This is a genomic window from Halorubrum tropicale, from assembly GCF_001280455.1.
Lineage (GTDB): Archaea > Halobacteriota > Halobacteria > Halobacteriales > Haloferacaceae > Halorubrum > Halorubrum tropicale.
The window spans coordinates 14718-29871 of record NZ_LIST01000002.1 but is presented as its reverse complement, the minus strand read 5'-3'; the positions used below and the strand labels follow the sequence as shown (position 1 = coordinate 29871).

Genomic DNA, 15154 nt, shown 5'->3' with positions numbered 1-15154 from the left:
CGTACCTCTTTCCCTGTGTAGCGCATTAAGGAGATATGAAACGAACAGGGGGTGCGCTCGAAGTCCTCCTGGTCGTGGGGATCGTCGTCCTCGCGGGCTGTGCCGGCGCGGCGCCCGGCGATCAGGCGCCGACGGGGCCGGACACGGGCGACGAGACCGCGGCCGAGACGGGGAACGGGACCGTCGAGGTCCACTACATCAACGTCGGACAGTCGGTCAGTACGCTGATCCGCGGGCCGCGGGGCGAGACGATGCTCGTCGACACGGGACATTACAACGACGACGGGGAGTACGTGCTGGAGTACCTCCGGCGACACGACGTCACGCGGATCGACCACCTCGTCACCTCGCACAACGACGCGGACCACATCGGCGGCAACGCGGCGATCATCGGGTACTACGAGACGGAGGCCGACGGGATCGGAGCCGTCTACGACCCCGGGATCGCCGCGAGCACGCAGACGTACGCCGAGTACCTCGACGCCGTCGAGGAACACGACGTGACGCTGTACGAGACGCGCGAGGGCGACGCGATCTCGTTCGGCGCGGTCGAGGTCGACGTGCTCGGGCCGCCCGAGCCGTACCTCGAAGGCGAAGCGCGCAACGAGAACAGCATCGTGCTGAAGCTCACGCACGGCGAGACGAGCTTCCTGCTCTCCGGCGACGCCGAAGACGACCAGGAAGCGTACCTGATCGACACGTACGGCGCGGAGCTGCGGTCGACCGTGCTGAAGGCCGGCCACCACGGCTCGTCGAGCTCGTCGAGCGGCCCGTTCGTCGACGCGGTGGCGCCGCGGGCGGTCGTGGTGTCGAGCGCGTACGACTCGCAGTACGGGCACCCGACCCAGGAGGTGCTCCGGCGGTTCGCGGAGCGGTCGATCCCGACGTACTGGACCGCGACGCACGGGAACGTCGTCCTCGTGAGCGACGGGAGCGGCGTCTCCGTGCGGACGCAGCGCGACGCCCCCACCGACCCGCTCGCGCTCCGCGACGCCGAACCGATCGAGCCCGGCGCGGGGGGCGAGGTCGTCGAGCGCGCTCGCCTCGGGGGCGACCCGGTCGCGGGCGGGACCGACAGCGAGACCGGGGGCGACGACGGGGACGATGGGACGGCGACCGGCGCGGACGCGCTGGCGGTCGCCGCGATCAACGCGGACGCCGAGGGCGCCGACGGGGAGAACCTCAACGACGAGTACGTGGTCTTCGAGAAGACGGGCGGGGAGCCGATCGACCTGTCCGGGTGGACCGTCGCGGACGAGGCGGGCCACAGCTACGAGTTCCCGGAGGGGTTCGCGCTCGGCGCCGGGGAGACGGTCACGCTGCGGACCGGGAGCGGCGCGGACACCGAGAGGGACCTGTACTGGGGGGCGGGGTCGCCGGTCTGGAACAACGCCGGCGACACCGTGATACTCTCGAACGCCGAGGGGGACCGCGTGCTGGAGGTGAGCTACGAGTGAGCGACGTCGACCTCCCGGACGGCGAGTACACCGCGGTCGTCGACGCCGTCGAGGACGGGCTCGCGACCGTGTTCTTCGAGCGGGACGGGGAGGAGGTGGGAGACGCGGTGGTGGACACCGCGCGGCTCCCGCCGGACGGGCGACGCGCCGACGCCGTCCTCTCGGTGACTCTCGACGGCGAGCGCATCGAGTCCGCCGCCTACGATCCCGAGCGGACGGAGGCGCGCTCGGAGGCGGCGCAGGACCGGTTCGACCGGCTCTCGGAGCGGCCGCCGTCCGACGAGGACGCCTGACCGCTCGGGCGGTCGGCGCGCGCCGCGCCGCACGGACCGGAAGCGGAGCGCGGCGGGGCTCGCGGGGGCGGGCGATGCGAAGTTTCTTTAGCGTCACCCCGGAGGGTACGGGTAGATGAGCGACGGAGGCGGCCGACGACCGGACCGGAGCGAATCGCCGACTTCGAAGCGTGACGCGTCCGATTCTCTCGCTTCGGAGGCGTCGACCGCGGCCGCTTCGGTTACCGACGACGGGTCGCCGTCCGGGCGGCTGGTCGTCGTCTGCGGGCTCCCCGGCGTCGGCAAGACGACCGTCGCCGAGCGGGTCGCCGACCGCGTCGACGGCCGGATCCGCCGCACCGACGTGATCCGCAAGGAGCTGTTCGACGACCCCGAGTACACCGACGCGGAGACCGCGGCCGTCTACGCCGAACTCCTCTCGCGCGCCCGCGACGACGTCAACGCCGGCGACGCCGTCGTCCTCGACGCGACGTTCGCTGACGCGCGGTTCCGCGCGGACGCCCGCGAGACCGCCGCCGCGGCCGCCGCCGAGTTCGACCTGGTCGAGGTCGCCTGCGACGAGGCCGTCGTCGAGCGACGGATCGAGCGGCGCGACGGGATCAGCGACGCGGACTTCGACATCCACCTCCGGTTCAAGGAGCTGTTCGACGAGATCGCGACCGACCACGTGGTCGTCGACAACTCCGGGACGCAGGCGGAGACGTTCGCGCAGGTCGACGCCGCGTTCGGCGGCCGCGCGCCCGGCGAGGACGCGCCGAGCGAGGAGGCCTCCGCCGCCGGCGACGACCGCTCGGCCGCGGTCACCGACGCGGAGTGAGGGCCCCGCCCGCGACGCGGCAATCGTGTGAACAGACCGCATGACGGGGGTACACACGCGTCTCCCATCACTTATACGGGCGAGCGCACTACGGGTGGTATGAGCGAAGAATCCGGGCGGAAGAACCTCCGCATGCCCAACGACGACGAAGTGTTCGCCGTGGTGACGGAACACCTCGGCGGCAACCACGTTCAGCTGCGCTGCGCCGACGGCGTGGAGCGCCTCGGTCGGATCCCCGGCCGCATGAAGTACCGCACGTGGATCAGCGAGGGCGACGTGGTCCTCGCCGAGCCGTGGGACTGGCAGGACGAGAAGGCGAACGTCGAGTGGCGGTACGAGGACGAGGACGCCGACCAGCTGCGCCGCGAAGGCCACATCCAGTAATCGAAGCGCGTGCCGCGTCGCCGCCGACCGGCATTTCTCAGTTTCTCTCAGCACTCCGACGCGCCGCGTTCGGGCGGTCGCCCGGTCAGCGTCGTTTCCGGCTCCGACAGCGGCCGGGCCGGCTCGTACCGCGACCCGGCCGGAGTGACGACGCGGGTCGTGTCTCGTAGTATTGTGAGTTCTATCCAAAACCATTATCACGTCGAGGCGCGTAGGCGTGGGTATGAGTTCGACAGAAGCGGCCCCTGCGGAACCGATCCAGCTGACCGACGCGGACGCGTTCGAGGCGCACGTCGCCGATAACGATGTCGTCCTCGTGGACTTCTACGCCGACTGGTGCGGCCCGTGTCAGATGATGGAACCGGCCGTCGAGGCGGTCGCGGCGGACACCGACGCGGCGGTGCTGAAGGTCGACGTCGACGTCCACCAGGCGCTGGCCGGCGAGTACGGGGTCCAGGGCATCCCGACCCTGCTCGTGTTCGCGGACGGCGAACTCGTCGACCGGATGGTCGGCGCGCAGTCCGAGCAGGCCCTGACCGACGCGATCGAGAAGCACGCCGCCTGAGCCGTCCCGAACGCGCAGCACGCCGAAGCAGCCGGGGCGCGGTCGGCGGCCGATCCGCCGCGGCCCGAGTCGCCGAAACCGACACCATGAGAACGATTCGACTCGACGACGACGGTATGACCCCCAGAGAGCTCCGCGCGGACGTCCCGGCCCTCGGCGACGCGGCGTACTTCAACTTCGGCGCGCACGGCCCGAGCCCGGAGTACGTCGTCGAGGCGGCGGCCTCGTTCGTCGAGGACCACGAGTACGGCTCCGCGACGACCGACCCCTACGAGCGCGCGTTCGAAACGTACGACCGGGTGCGCGAACGGATCGCCGCGTTCGTCGGCGCCGACCCCGAAGAGATAGCGCTCACCGAAAGCACGACCGACGGGATCAACCGCGTCGCCGGCGCGATCGACTGGGAGCCGGGCGACGTGGTCGTCCGGACCGACCTCGAACACCCCGCCGGCGTCCTCCCGTGGCGGCGTCTCGAACGCGAGGGCGTCGAGGTGCGCGTCCTGGAGACGGAGGACGGTCGCCTCGACCGCGACGAGTACGCCGCGGCCGTCGCGGACGCCCGCCTCGTCTGCTTCAGCGCGATCACGTGGACGCACGGCACCCGACTCCCGGTCGCCGACCTCGTCGAGGTCGCGAACGACGCCGGCGCGTTCACCCTCGTCGACGCGGTCCAGTCGCCCGGGCAGATGCGCATGGACGTACACGAGTGGGGCGCCGACGCGGTCGCGGCCGCCGGCCACAAGTGGACGCTCGGCCCGTGGGGCGCCGGGTTCCTCTACGTCGACCGCGACGCGGCGGCCGACCTCGCGCCCCGCGCCGTCGGCTACCGGAGCGTCGCGGACCCGACCGGCGACGAGATCGAGTTCAAGCCGGCGGCGGGGCGGTTCGAGATCGGGACGACCACGGCGGCGGCCCACGTCGGCCTCGTCGAGGCGCTCGACGCGATCGACGCGGTCGGGCTCGACGCGATCGAGTCGCGGATCGAGTCGCTCACCGACCGACTGAAGGCGGGCGTGCCCGACGACCGGCTCCTCAGCCCGCGAGCCTACGAGTCGGGACTCGTCACGATCGACGTCGACGACCCCGATGCGACCGTCGAGCGGCTCGGCGAGGAGGACGTCGTCGTCCGCTCGCTCCCGCACCCGAACGGGGTCCGGGTGTCGGTCCACGCGGTCTCGACGGAGACGGAGGTCGACCGGCTCCTCGACGCGCTGGAATCGGAGTGGTGAGTCGCGGCGGAAGTCGGCGGTCCCGCACCGCGCGACCGGACGCGTTTTAGTACTCCGCGGACAAGACCGCGCATGGGATTCCACACGTTCGACGCCGAGCAGGCGGACCGGCTGGAGCGCCCCGGGCGGTACCGCTGGGTGTCCGCGGAGGAGCTGGTCGGGCCGCTGGTCGAGGCCGACGCCGCGGTCGTCGCCGACCTCGGCAGCGGCACCGGCTTCTACACGGACGACGTGGCGCCGCACGTCGAGACCGTCTACGGCGTCGACGTCCAGCGCGAGATGCACGACCGGTACCGCGAGAAGGGGACGCCGGAGAACGTCGAACTCGTCGCGAGCGACGTGGAGGACCTCCCGTTCGCGGACGGCGAACTCGACGGAGCCGTCTCGACGATGACGTACCACGAGTTCGCGAGCGACGCGGCGGTCGCGGAGCTCGCGCGCGTCGTGCGCTCGGGCGGCGTCGTCGCGACGTTCGACTGGTCGGCCGACGGCGACGGCGAGCGGGGCCCGCCCGTCGACGAGCGGTTCGCCGCCGCCGACGCGGTCGCCGCGCTGGAGGCCGCGGGCTTCGAGGTCGCCTCGGCGGCGACGCGGACAGAGACGTTCGGCGTCGTCGCGCGGGCGCCGTAACGCCCGCCGCCGAGGGGACGAACCGACCGTCTCAGCCCCTTTGACGAACGTTCGTGAAGAAATAGCGTTAGGTGCGTCCGGCCCGTAACGCGGGCATGTCCGTTCGTCACCGATCGGTCGCCGCCGCCGCGGTCGCACTGCTCGCGACGCTCGTCGCGCGGCCGGTCGCCGCCCACGTCGACTACGTCACCGAGGACTCGGGCGACCCGCTCGACGCGGCGGCGTTCGTCGCCGAGGTGCTCTCGGACCCGTTCAACGCGGCCCTCTTCGCCGGGTCCGGGCTCGTCGCGGTCGCCGGGCTGGCCGCGTACCTCCGGGTGCGCCCGACCATCGTCGACGTCGTCGTCCTCCGGGAGAAGCTCGCCGGGTACGGCGACCTCGTCCCGTGGATGCTGCGGCTCGCCGTCGGGCTCCCCCTCGTCGGCGCCGGCTTCCAGGGGTACCTGTTCGCGCCGACGCTCTCGTTCGACCCCGCGGCGAGCCCGCTCCTCCGGCTCCTGTTCATCGGGCTCGGCTTCGCCCTCCTCTTCGGGCTCGCGACCCGGATCGCCGCCGCGGTCGGCCTGCTGACGTACGCGTGGGTGCTCGTCGCGGTCGACCCGCTCGTCGTCCTCGCGGTGGAGTACGTCCCGGTGTTCGTCGCGCTGGGGATCCTCGGCGGCGGGCGGCCGAGCGCCGACGACATGCTCCTAGAGGTCGCGAGCACGCCCGGGTCGTACTACGGTCGGGTCGACCCCGTTCACCACCTGAAGTCGTTCCTCGACGAGGCGACCGGACCGCTGCGGCGCTACGTGCCGACCGTGCTGCGCGTCGGGATGGGCGTCTCGTTCGTCTACCTCGGGCTGATCCAGAAGCTGGCCGACCCGGGGAGCGCGCTTCAGGTCGTCGAGAAGTACGACCTCACGTCGGTCGTGCCGGTCGACGCGGGGCTGTGGGTCGTCGGCGCCGGCGTGACCGAGGTCGCCGTCGGCCTCGCGCTGATCGCGGGTTTCTTCACCCGCGGCGCGGCCGCCCTCTCGTTCGCCCTGTTCACGACGACGCTGTTCGGGCTGCCCGACGACCCGGTCCTCGCGCACGTGGCGCTGTTCGGCATGGCCTCGGCGGTGTTCACGCTCGGCTCCGGTCCGCTGGCGTTCGACCGCTGGGTCGGTCGACCCGCGCTCGGCGAGGAGGAGGAACCGATCGCGGCCGCCGACTGATCGAGCGCCGATCGACCGGGGGCCGACCGAGCCCCGTCGCTCGCGCGTCGCGCCGACCGGCGGCGGGGCGACGGGCGACCGCCGTCCGCCGGCGGTTATTAAGTCCCTCTCGCGCGGTGAGACACGTATGCGAGTGGACCTCGGTAACGCCCTGGAGACGACCCCGGGGCTCACGACGGAGACGTTGGACAGGCTCGACGACCGCGTCGCGGCCGCGCACGAGCGGATCGCGACCGGGATGGCCGACGACGAGTTCGGGTACGCCGCCCTGACCCTCCCCGAGACAGCGGACCCGGACGCGATCTACGCCGCGGTCGACGGGTTCGACCGGCCCGAGGCGGTGCTGACGGTCGGCATCGGCGGGAGCGCGCTCGGCGCGGCGACGCTGTCGAACGCCCTCGCGAGCGACGTGGACGCCTACGTCCTCGACAACGTCGACCCCGACGACGCCCGGCGCCTGCTCGCCGGCCTCCCGCTGGACGACACCGTCGTCAACGTGGTCTCGAAGTCGGGGACGACCGCGGAGACGCTCGCGAACTTCCTCGTCGTCCGCGAGGCGATGGCCGACGCGGGCGTCGACTGGACCGAGCGCACCCTCGTCACCACGGGCGAGACGGGGAACCTCCGAGAGCTGGCCGACCGCCACGACCTGCCTTCGCTGCCGGTCCCCGACGGGGTCCCCGGACGGTTCTCGGCGCTGTCGACGGTCGGGCTCGCGGTCGCCGCGCTCCAGGGCCACGACGTGGAGGCCGTCCTCGCTGGCGGCCGCGACGGGATGGACGCGCTCGCGGGGTCGCTGTACGAGTCGCCCGCCTACGCCTACGGGGCGGCGACGTACGCGCTCGCGGAGCGGGGCGCGCTCACCAACGCCGTGATGCCGTACGCCGAGTCGCTGGAGACGTTCGCGGAGTGGTTCGCCCAGCTGTGGGCCGAGAGCCTCGGGAAGGACGGGCTCGGGCAGACGCCCGCCCGCGCGCTCGGCGCGACCGACCAGCACTCCCAGCTCCAGCTGTACCGCGCCGGCCCGCCGGACAAGCTGGTGACGCTCGTGCGCCCGACCGAGCGCGCCGACGCGCCGATCCCGGAGACCGACCTCGACGGGCTCGCGTACCTCGGCGGCTCGTCGCTCGGCGACCTGCTCGACGCGGAGTTCGAGGCGACCGAGGCGAGCCTCGCGGCCGCCGGCGTCCCAAACGTGCGCGTCGAGGTCGACCGCGTCGACGAGCGCGCGCTCGGCGAGCTGCTGTTCGGGATGGAGGCGGCCTGCGTGCTGTACGGCGAGCTCGCGAGCGTCTCGACGTTCACGCAGCCCGCGGTCGAGTGGGGCAAGAAGGCGGCCCGGGGGCTCCTCGGCGGCGGCGACTTCGCGGAGGCCGAGGCGGTCGACGAGAAGCGCGAACTGCGGATCGAGTGACTTCCGCGCCCGCTCCCGAGTCAGACGCGCGGCGACCGCCGAGCGACATCCGGTGCGTCTAAGCCTCGGGGCGCCGTACGCCCTCCAATGAGCGACGACGCACCCGGCTCGGCGGTCGCCGAGCGAGTGCTCCGGGTCGCGAGCGCGCTGTTCGCGATCGTGTTCGCCCTCCTCGTCGCGAGCGCGATCACGGTCCCGGCGGCGGAGTTGGCGGTCTCGATCGGGCTGGTCGCGGAGGGGTCGACCGGCTACCAACTGCTCCGGACGGTGCTCCAGTTCGGCGGGTTCGCGGTCGCGGTCGCCGGGTACCTCGCGATCACGGGCGAGTGGGAGCTCGCCCGCGCGTCCCGGCCCGACGCGCGCCAGGCGGCGATCGTCGTCGGCGGCGGGGCCGTCCTCTTCGCGTTCCAGTACGGCGCGCTGTTCGCGCTCGATCAGGTCGGGCTCTCGACCGGACAGAACCAGGCGGTCGTCCCCGCGGGCGACCCGGTCACCTACTACCTCGCGATGATCGCGGTGTCGCTCGCGGTGGTCGGCCCGGTCGAGGAGCTGCTGTTCCGCGGCGTCGTCCAAGGGGGCGTCCGGCGCGCGTTCGACGCCGTCCCCGCGGTGCTCATCGCGAGCCTCGCGTTCGGCCTGATCCACCTCCCCTCGGTCTCCGGCACCCCGGCCGAGCGGTGGGCGTACGTGGGCGTCGTCGTCGTGCTCGGGTCCGTCCTCGGCGCGCTCTACGAGTGGACGGACAACGTCGTGGTCCCGGGGTTAGCGCACGGCGTGTACAACGCCGCCATCTACGTGGTGCTGCTCTCGCAGGCGCTCTGAGGGCCGGAGCGACGTTCCTACGGACACCTATCACCTTCGCGGTGGCGCGTGCCTGCGAGCGGCCGCCACCGGCGGCCGCGAGGAGCACGCGCGAGGGAGTCGCTGGCGGCGGTCGCCGCCAGCGACGAGGCTGGGGAGGCGTGAGGCGCCGTGCGGCGCAGTGCGGGGCGGGACTCAGAGGGGCAGCCGCGAGGCCGTCGCAGACGACGCAAGCACCGCAGTGAGTGAGCGAAGCGAACGAGCGAGGAGCACAGCGAGTGTGCGGCGGCCTCGCGGCTGGGGATTTGGAGGTCTCGCCGTCGTCACGGAGTCAGCTCGTTACACGAAGTCGACCGCGTCTCAGTACCCGTCCGTCCCCCAGCGCAGGTCGTCGTAGGTCGCCTGCTGGTCGCTGCCGAGCCGCTCCTCGAACTTCCGGCGGAGCGCCGCCTTCTCGGTGGCCGAGATCCGGGCCAGCTCGTCGGCCTTCGCGACCGGCTCCGGCGGGCCGCGCGTCGCGGCCACCTCCGCGACCACCTGTCGGGTCAGCCGCTCGCGGGTCGCCGGATCGCGCGCGAACGCGTACGGCGCCTCCAGCTTGTACGTCACGTCGGTCCGGGGGTCGTAGACGACCATGAACGTCGGCTCGTACAGCGCCGGGTCGAGCTCGCGCTCGACGCCGAGCGCGTCGCCGTCGGCGGCCATCGGCGCGTCCGCGCCGCCGCGGCTGCGGAACCACGTGGTGAAGGTGAGGTCGTCGTCGAGGCGGGCGCCGCGGTCCGCGTCGCGGTCGCCCGCGGCGCCCGCGCCGCCGACGCCGTCCCCGTCCGGCTCGCGCCGCTCCAGCAGGCGGGTGAACAGCGCGGTGTCGTCCGGCCACGGCGACTCGACGCCGGCGCGCGCGAGCGCCCGGACCGCGGTGGTGCTCGCGGGGTTCTTGACGAAGCCGGCCAGCGGCACGTCCCGCTCGACGAACCGCTCGACGAGGCGGACGTACTTCTCGACCACCGCGCGGGGTTTCGCCTCGCGGGCGAGCGCGCCCAGTTCCGGGTCGCGGTCGGCCCAGGTGAACAGCTCCTTCGGGTAGACGGGGCCGTCGAGGACGAGGAGCTCGTCGACCTCGTCGGCGTGGTCGAGCGCGTGGGTCCCCTCGGCGAGGTACAGGGCCAGCGCGTGGACGACCCGCTCCGCGTAGCGGTTCACCCGCGGGACGTGAAACACGCGCTGGCGGGTGTGGCCCTCGTCGCGGCGGGTCCACTCGCTGTCGAAGCCGGCGGTCGAGTCGCCGGCGTGGACGGTGGCGACGATGGTGCGGTCGCGGTGGAGGTCCAGGTCGGTCGGCGAGCTCGCCATCGCCGCGTGCGCGACGTCGACGACGAGCCCGTTCTTGAACGTCGTGGGGTTGATCGTCCCCGAATCGAGGCCGTGGACCGTCTCGTACGGGCGCGCCGCGAGCGCCACGTCGTCGATGGCGGCGCGCCGGCGCTCGTGGTCGCCGAGCGCTTCGACGACGACTCGGCCGTCGGCGCGGAGCTCCGGGAGCCACTCGCGCCACACGCGCTCCGCGAGGTCGTCGTGGTCCGTCGCGTCCACGTCGCCGCCGATGCCGTACGCGAGCCGGGCGATGTTCTCGACGTGGATCGGATCGAGCGTCACGACCGTACCGCGGACCGGCCGAAGGTAAAACCCGTCGGCCGCGCCGGCGGCGGCGTCACCCGGCCGAGGGCGACGAGGCGACCGGGGCGACACCGCTCGCGTCCGCGAACACGTTCGACTATCGCCGAAGAAGGGGCAATAGCGGCCGGTAGCTGGTGTCAACTAGACACCACCAATTGTCTTAATTTCCGGCCCCTCAGAGCCTAAACGACGATATCAGCGATAATAGTTGGAGGCGATGTGCTTTTATGATATACGACAACCGACAGATATGGCAGAGACTGCGACGGGGGTCGACGCGGGGGGATCGGGCGGGCTGACGGAGAAGGTGCGCGAGGTGCTCCGCTACGTCCCGGACGGCACTTCGATGCCGACGGAGATGTGGAAGCCACGACACCGGAACATCCTGATAGCCACCGTTATCCAGGTGCCGTTCCTGGTCGCGATGGGGCTGTACAGCGGGACCGAATCGATCACCGGGGCGCAGATCCCCGCGACGCCGCTGTGGATGCTCGGCGGGTTCGTCGCCGTCATCCTCGGCACCGCCGGGCTGGCGAGCTTGTCGCAGCTCGACCGCCGCCAGCGGACGGTGCTCACGGCGTTCAGCCTGATGACCGTCTCGATGGCGATGGTGAAGCTGTCCGGCGGATACATCGAGGCGCACTTCAGCTTCTTCGTGTTCGTCGGGGTGCTCGCGCTGTACGAGGACTGGCTCCCGTTCGCCGTCGGCGTCCTGTACGTGGCGGTCGGCCACGGCGCGTTCAGCCTCATCGATTCGAGCCTCGTCTACAACCACACCGCGGCGATCGAGAACCCGGTGATCTGGGGGGGCATTCACGCCTTCTTCGTGCTCGGGCTGGTCGGCGCGCTGATGGTCAACTGGTACTCGATCGAGAAGTCGCGCGAGGCGGCCCGAGAGCAGCTCGAACTCGCGGAGCAGAAGCAGTCCGAGATCCAGGACGTCGAGGCCGCGAAGGCCGAGGTCGAGAAGCGCCGCGAGGAGGTCGAACGCCTGAACAGCCACCTGGAGACGAAGGCCGACGCGTACAGCGCCGCGATGGACCGGGCGGCCGACGGCGACCTGACCGTCCGGCTCGACGCGGACAGCGAGAGCGAGGCGATGGCCCAGATCGGCGAGGCGTTCAACGGCATGATGGACGACATCGACGAGGCGATGGGCGAGGTCCGCTCGTTCGCCGGGGAGGTGTCGACCGCGAGCGCGAACACGGTCGACGGCGTCGAGACCGCGGCCGACCGCAGCGAGGTCGTCAGCCAGTCGGTCACGGAGATCGCCGAGGGCGCCGACGAGCAGCGCGAGATGCTCCGGCAGGTGTCCGACGAGATGAACGACCTCTCGGCGACGATCGAGGAGGTCGCCTCCTCGACCGAGACCGTCGTGGACGTCGCCGAGCAGACGGCCGACATCGCCGACGACGGCGAGGAGACCGCCGAGGCCGCCATCGAGCGCGTCGAGGAGTCCCGCGAGGCGCTGGACAGCGCGGCCGACACCGTCCAGCAGCTCGACGAGCGGATGGAGGACATCGGCGAGATCGTCGACCTCATCGGCGACATCGCCGAGCAGACGAACCTGCTCGCCCTGAACGCGAACATCGAGGCGGCCCGCGCCGGCGGCGGCGGGGGCGGGAGCGACGGCTTCGCGGTCGTCGCCGACGAGGTGAAACAGCTCGCCGAGGAGACGCAGGACGCGGCCACGGAGATCGAGGAGCTGATCGGCGCCACGCAGTCGCAGACCGAGGGGACCGTCGAGGCGGTCCGGAGCGCCGAGGAGAACATCGCCGCCGGCGCCGACGCCGTCGACGACGCCGCGGACGCGTTCGCGCGAGTGTCGGACAACGCCGCGGAGGCCGGCGAGGGGATCCGCGAGATCAGCCGCGCCACCGACGATCAAGCGGCCAGCACGGAGGAGACCGTCTCGATGGCCGAGGAGGTCGCCGACATCAGCGGGTCGACGGCCGACGAGGCCGACGCGGTCGCCGAGGCCGCGGACGAACAGCTGAGCGCGATGAGCGAGGCGACGAGCGAGGCGGGGTCGCTCGCGGAGCAGGCCGAGCGGCTCGGCGCGCTCGTCCGCGAGTTCGACGTCTCCGGCGAGGGGGCCGACCCCGGCGCCGCGCCCGGCCCGAGCGTCGCGGTCGGCGACGGCGGACAGCCCGAGTAGCGACCCCCGAGACGGGCTCCCCCGCCCGTCGGCGACAATTTCTCACCCGGCGCGGATCACTCGGCGTCGGGCCCGGTTCGAAGCGCTTCGAGGACCGCGAGCGATCGCTTCACGGCCGCGCCGTCCTCGACGAACACCAGCGTCCGCGGCGGGCGGACCGCCTTCGGGCGGACCCGGAGGCCCGCGGCCGCCGCGGCGTCGGCGACCGCGTCCGGGGCCGTGAGCGCCTCGATCCGCGCGCGGTCCGGCTGGACGTACACCTCGGCGACGGGGTCGCCGGCCTCGCGGGCGATCCGGTACGCCAGCGCGCCGTCCGGCGTCGGCTCGACGTCGCGGTCGGCGTCGGCGACGGTCAGCCCGCGGAGCCCGCTCTCGTTGCCGGTCACCTCGGAGGCGAGCAGCTGCGCGATCCGGACGCCGTCGTCGAGGCGGTCGGCGACCATCTCACGCGACCTCCGGGTCGTCGGCGTCGGTCGGCTCCGCGGTCCCGTCGTCGCCCGCGTCGGCGGCGAGCGCCTCGCGCACGTCGGCCGCGAGCCGGTCGACCGCGGCGCCCTGCTCGCGGGCGTAGAGGACCGCGGCGGCCTCGATGGTGACCGCGAGCGCCCGCTGGCGCTCGTTGATCGCGGCGACCGCGCGCTGCTTCTCGACGCCGGCGGCGACGATGGCGTCGAGCGCGCTCTCGAAGGTGGACTGCTCGCGGAGGACGGACTCGTCGGGGACGAACCCCTCCGGGACGGTTACCTCCGCCGGGTCGAACTGCGGGACGAGGTCGCCGTCCTCGGACGCCAGCAGCCCCCGACCGACGGCGACGTCGACGAGCCGCTTCGCCTGGTCGGGCGAGAACCACTCCCGCTCCAAGGACAGCGCGACGACGAACTCCCCCTGGCCGAGCCGGTCCTGTGCCCGGGTCTTGAACGGGGCGGCGACGGCGACCTCCAGGCTCATGTGAGACGGACGGCGCGGCGGCCGCGTAAACGTGTCGAACGCGGGGCCGGTCGGTGCGCGCGTCAGTCAGTCGTCGCTGCCCGGCGCGGCGGCCGCGTCGGTCGCGGCGGGGTCGGCCGAGGCCGGGCTCGCGTCGAGCGTGTAGCCCGTCGCGGCCATGACGAACAGCACGAGCGGCGAGAGGAACGCGAACAGGTAGTACGGCGCGTACGCCAGCGTCGGCACGCCAGTGGCGCTCGCCATGAAGACGGCGCCGGCGTGCCACGGGAACAGCGCGCCGGTCGGCGTGCCGGCGGCCTCGACCGCGCGGGAGAGCTGGTCGGTGTCGAGCCCGAACTCGTCGTACGCGTTTCGGAGCGTGACGCCCGGGAGGACGATGCTCATGTACTGCTGGGAGGTGAGCGCGTTGATGAAGATCGCGGAGACGCCCGTCCCCCCGACGAGCAGGCCCGGGCTCCGCACGCCGGAGACGAACGCGTGGGCGATCACCGCGAGGACCCCGGTCCGCTCTAAGATTCCGCCGAGCGAGAGGGCGGCGACGACGACCGTGATCGTCCACGCGGAGCCGGTGAGCCCGCCGGTGGCGAGGAGGTCGTTCACCGTCTGGGACCCGGACTCCGGCGCGGTCCCGTACATGAATATCTCCCACGCGGCGACGAAGCCGGTTCCCTGGAGGAGCATCGTCGTGAACGCACCGGCGAACACGCCGGCGACGAGGGTCGGGAGGGCGGCGTAGCCGCGCAGCGCCAGCCCGAAGGTGACGACGAGGGGGACGAACGCGAGGACGGTGATCGCGTACGCCTCCGTGAGTCCGCCCTGAATCGCCGCGATCTCGCCCGTCGGTATGTCGCCGCTCGTGCGGAGGCCGAGGGCGGCGAAGCCGACGACCGCGAGGCCGAAGGCGATCGCGGTGCCGGTCCGCATCCGGCGGATGTGCGCGTACAGGTCGGTGTTCGTGACGCCGGCCGCGAGGTTCGTCGTGTCGGAGAGGGGCGACTGCTTGTCGCCGGCGTACGCGCCCGAGAGGACGGCGCCGACCGTCATCGGCGCGGGAACGCCGAGCCCCGCGCCGATCCCGACGAAGGCGACGCCGAGCGTCCCGACCGTGGTCCACGAGGAGCCGATCGCGAACGCGACGACCGCGGCGAGCACCGCGGCCGCGGGGAGGAATATCGTCGGCGAGAGGAACTCCAACCCGTAGTACATCAGGCTGGGGATCGTGCCGGCGCTGACCCACGTGGCGATCAGCCCGTAGATGGTGAAGATGATGAGCAGCGCCTGGAGGCCCATCACGAGGCCGTTGGCGATGCCGTCGAAGAGGTCCTCCCAGTCGTAGCCGAGCCAGAGGCCGAAGGCGCCGACGAAGGCGATACTCCAGATGAGCGGCGGGTGCGGGTCAAGGCCGAGGAGGGCCGAGCCGATTCCGAGGAACGCCACGACGGCGAGGACCGGGACCAGCGCCGCCGCCAGGCTCGGGCGACGGTCGGGGTCGAGGTCCTCGTACGACGTCGGCGTGAACGAGCGTGCCATGAGCGGTTGTATTTCTCTGAAGCATAAATATATCTCGAAATATGAGCGTAGA

At 72.4% G+C, this 15154-nt stretch carries 15 protein-coding genes; 11 read left to right on the top strand and 4 right to left on the bottom strand.

Annotated features, from left to right (window positions below; translation table 11 throughout):
• Window positions 1-35: 35 nt before the first annotated feature.
• From AMR74_RS05250 to AMR74_RS05205, 10 genes are all read left to right on the top strand, one after another.
• A complete protein-coding gene (locus AMR74_RS05250; RefSeq protein WP_205625948.1) occupies window positions 36-1457 on the top strand; it encodes a lamin tail domain-containing protein in 1422 nt (473 codons plus the stop codon).
• Window positions 1454-1750: a DUF3006 family protein gene (locus AMR74_RS05245; protein WP_053771023.1), complete on the top strand. Its 297-nt coding sequence runs from the start codon at window positions 1454-1456 to the stop codon at window positions 1748-1750. The genes AMR74_RS05250 and AMR74_RS05245 overlap by 4 nt, the downstream gene beginning before the upstream one ends.
• A 115-nt stretch (window positions 1751-1865) precedes the next feature.
• Window positions 1866-2567, top strand: coding sequence for an AAA family ATPase (locus tag AMR74_RS05240; protein ID WP_053771022.1), 702 nt, complete (start codon window positions 1866-1868; stop codon window positions 2565-2567).
• 99 nt (window positions 2568-2666) lie between these two features.
• Window positions 2667-2951 carry a translation initiation factor eIF-1A gene (locus tag AMR74_RS05235; RefSeq protein ID WP_006628131.1) on the top strand — a complete coding sequence of 95 codons (285 nt, stop codon included), beginning with the start codon at window positions 2667-2669 and terminating at the stop codon, window positions 2949-2951.
• 223 nt (window positions 2952-3174) lie between these two features.
• Entirely contained in the window at window positions 3175-3516 is a 342-nt protein-coding gene (gene trxA / locus AMR74_RS05230; protein ID WP_053771021.1) for a thioredoxin, read from the top strand.
• Between the two features lie 86 nt (window positions 3517-3602).
• Window positions 3603-4745, top strand: a complete 1143-nt coding sequence (locus AMR74_RS05225; protein ID WP_053771020.1) for an aminotransferase class V-fold PLP-dependent enzyme — start codon at window positions 3603-3605, stop codon at window positions 4743-4745.
• Between the two features lie 72 nt (window positions 4746-4817).
• The gene (locus AMR74_RS05220; protein ID WP_053771019.1) at window positions 4818-5375 is read left to right on the top strand and encodes a class I SAM-dependent methyltransferase; all 558 of its coding nucleotides are present in this window, start codon (window positions 4818-4820) and stop codon (window positions 5373-5375) included.
• 95 nt (window positions 5376-5470) lie between these two features.
• Window positions 5471-6574: a DoxX family protein gene (locus tag AMR74_RS05215; RefSeq protein ID WP_053771018.1), complete on the top strand. Its 1104-nt coding sequence runs from the start codon at window positions 5471-5473 to the stop codon at window positions 6572-6574.
• Between the two features lie 127 nt (window positions 6575-6701).
• Window positions 6702-7988, top strand: coding sequence for a hypothetical protein (locus AMR74_RS05210; RefSeq protein ID WP_053771017.1), 1287 nt, complete (start codon window positions 6702-6704; stop codon window positions 7986-7988).
• Between the two features lie 87 nt (window positions 7989-8075).
• Window positions 8076-8810, top strand: a complete 735-nt coding sequence (locus AMR74_RS05205; protein ID WP_053771016.1) for a CPBP family intramembrane glutamic endopeptidase — start codon at window positions 8076-8078, stop codon at window positions 8808-8810.
• Window positions 8811-9149: 339 nt separating this feature from the next.
• Here AMR74_RS05205 and AMR74_RS05200 read toward each other — a convergent pair whose 3' ends face one another.
• Complete coding sequence (locus tag AMR74_RS05200; protein WP_053771015.1) at window positions 9150-10445, bottom strand: DNA double-strand break repair nuclease NurA; 1296 nt, start codon at window positions 10443-10445, stop codon at window positions 9150-9152.
• A 271-nt stretch (window positions 10446-10716) separates the two neighbouring features.
• On the opposite strand from AMR74_RS05200, the gene AMR74_RS05195 reads away from it, so the two are divergent.
• Complete coding sequence (locus AMR74_RS05195; RefSeq protein WP_053771014.1) at window positions 10717-12624, top strand: methyl-accepting chemotaxis protein; 1908 nt, start codon at window positions 10717-10719, stop codon at window positions 12622-12624.
• Window positions 12625-12680: 56 nt separating this feature from the next.
• Here AMR74_RS05195 and AMR74_RS05190 read toward each other — a convergent pair whose 3' ends face one another.
• The 3 genes from AMR74_RS05190 to arcD all read right to left on the bottom strand — a co-directional run bounded on the left by AMR74_RS05190 (window position 12681) and on the right by arcD (window position 15102).
• On the bottom strand, window positions 12681-13067 hold the full coding sequence (locus AMR74_RS05190) for a hypothetical protein (RefSeq protein WP_053771013.1): 387 nt from the start codon (window positions 13065-13067) through the stop codon (window positions 12681-12683).
• A 1-nt stretch (window position 13068) separates the two neighbouring features.
• Window positions 13069-13572, bottom strand: a complete 504-nt coding sequence (locus AMR74_RS05185; RefSeq protein WP_199236369.1) for a DUF2240 family protein — start codon at window positions 13570-13572, stop codon at window positions 13069-13071.
• 66 nt (window positions 13573-13638) lie between these two features.
• Window positions 13639-15102 carry an arginine/ornithine antiporter ArcD gene (gene arcD, locus AMR74_RS05180; RefSeq protein WP_053771012.1) on the bottom strand — a complete coding sequence of 488 codons (1464 nt, stop codon included), beginning with the start codon at window positions 15100-15102 and terminating at the stop codon, window positions 13639-13641.
• Between the last annotated feature and the right edge of the window lie 52 nt (window positions 15103-15154).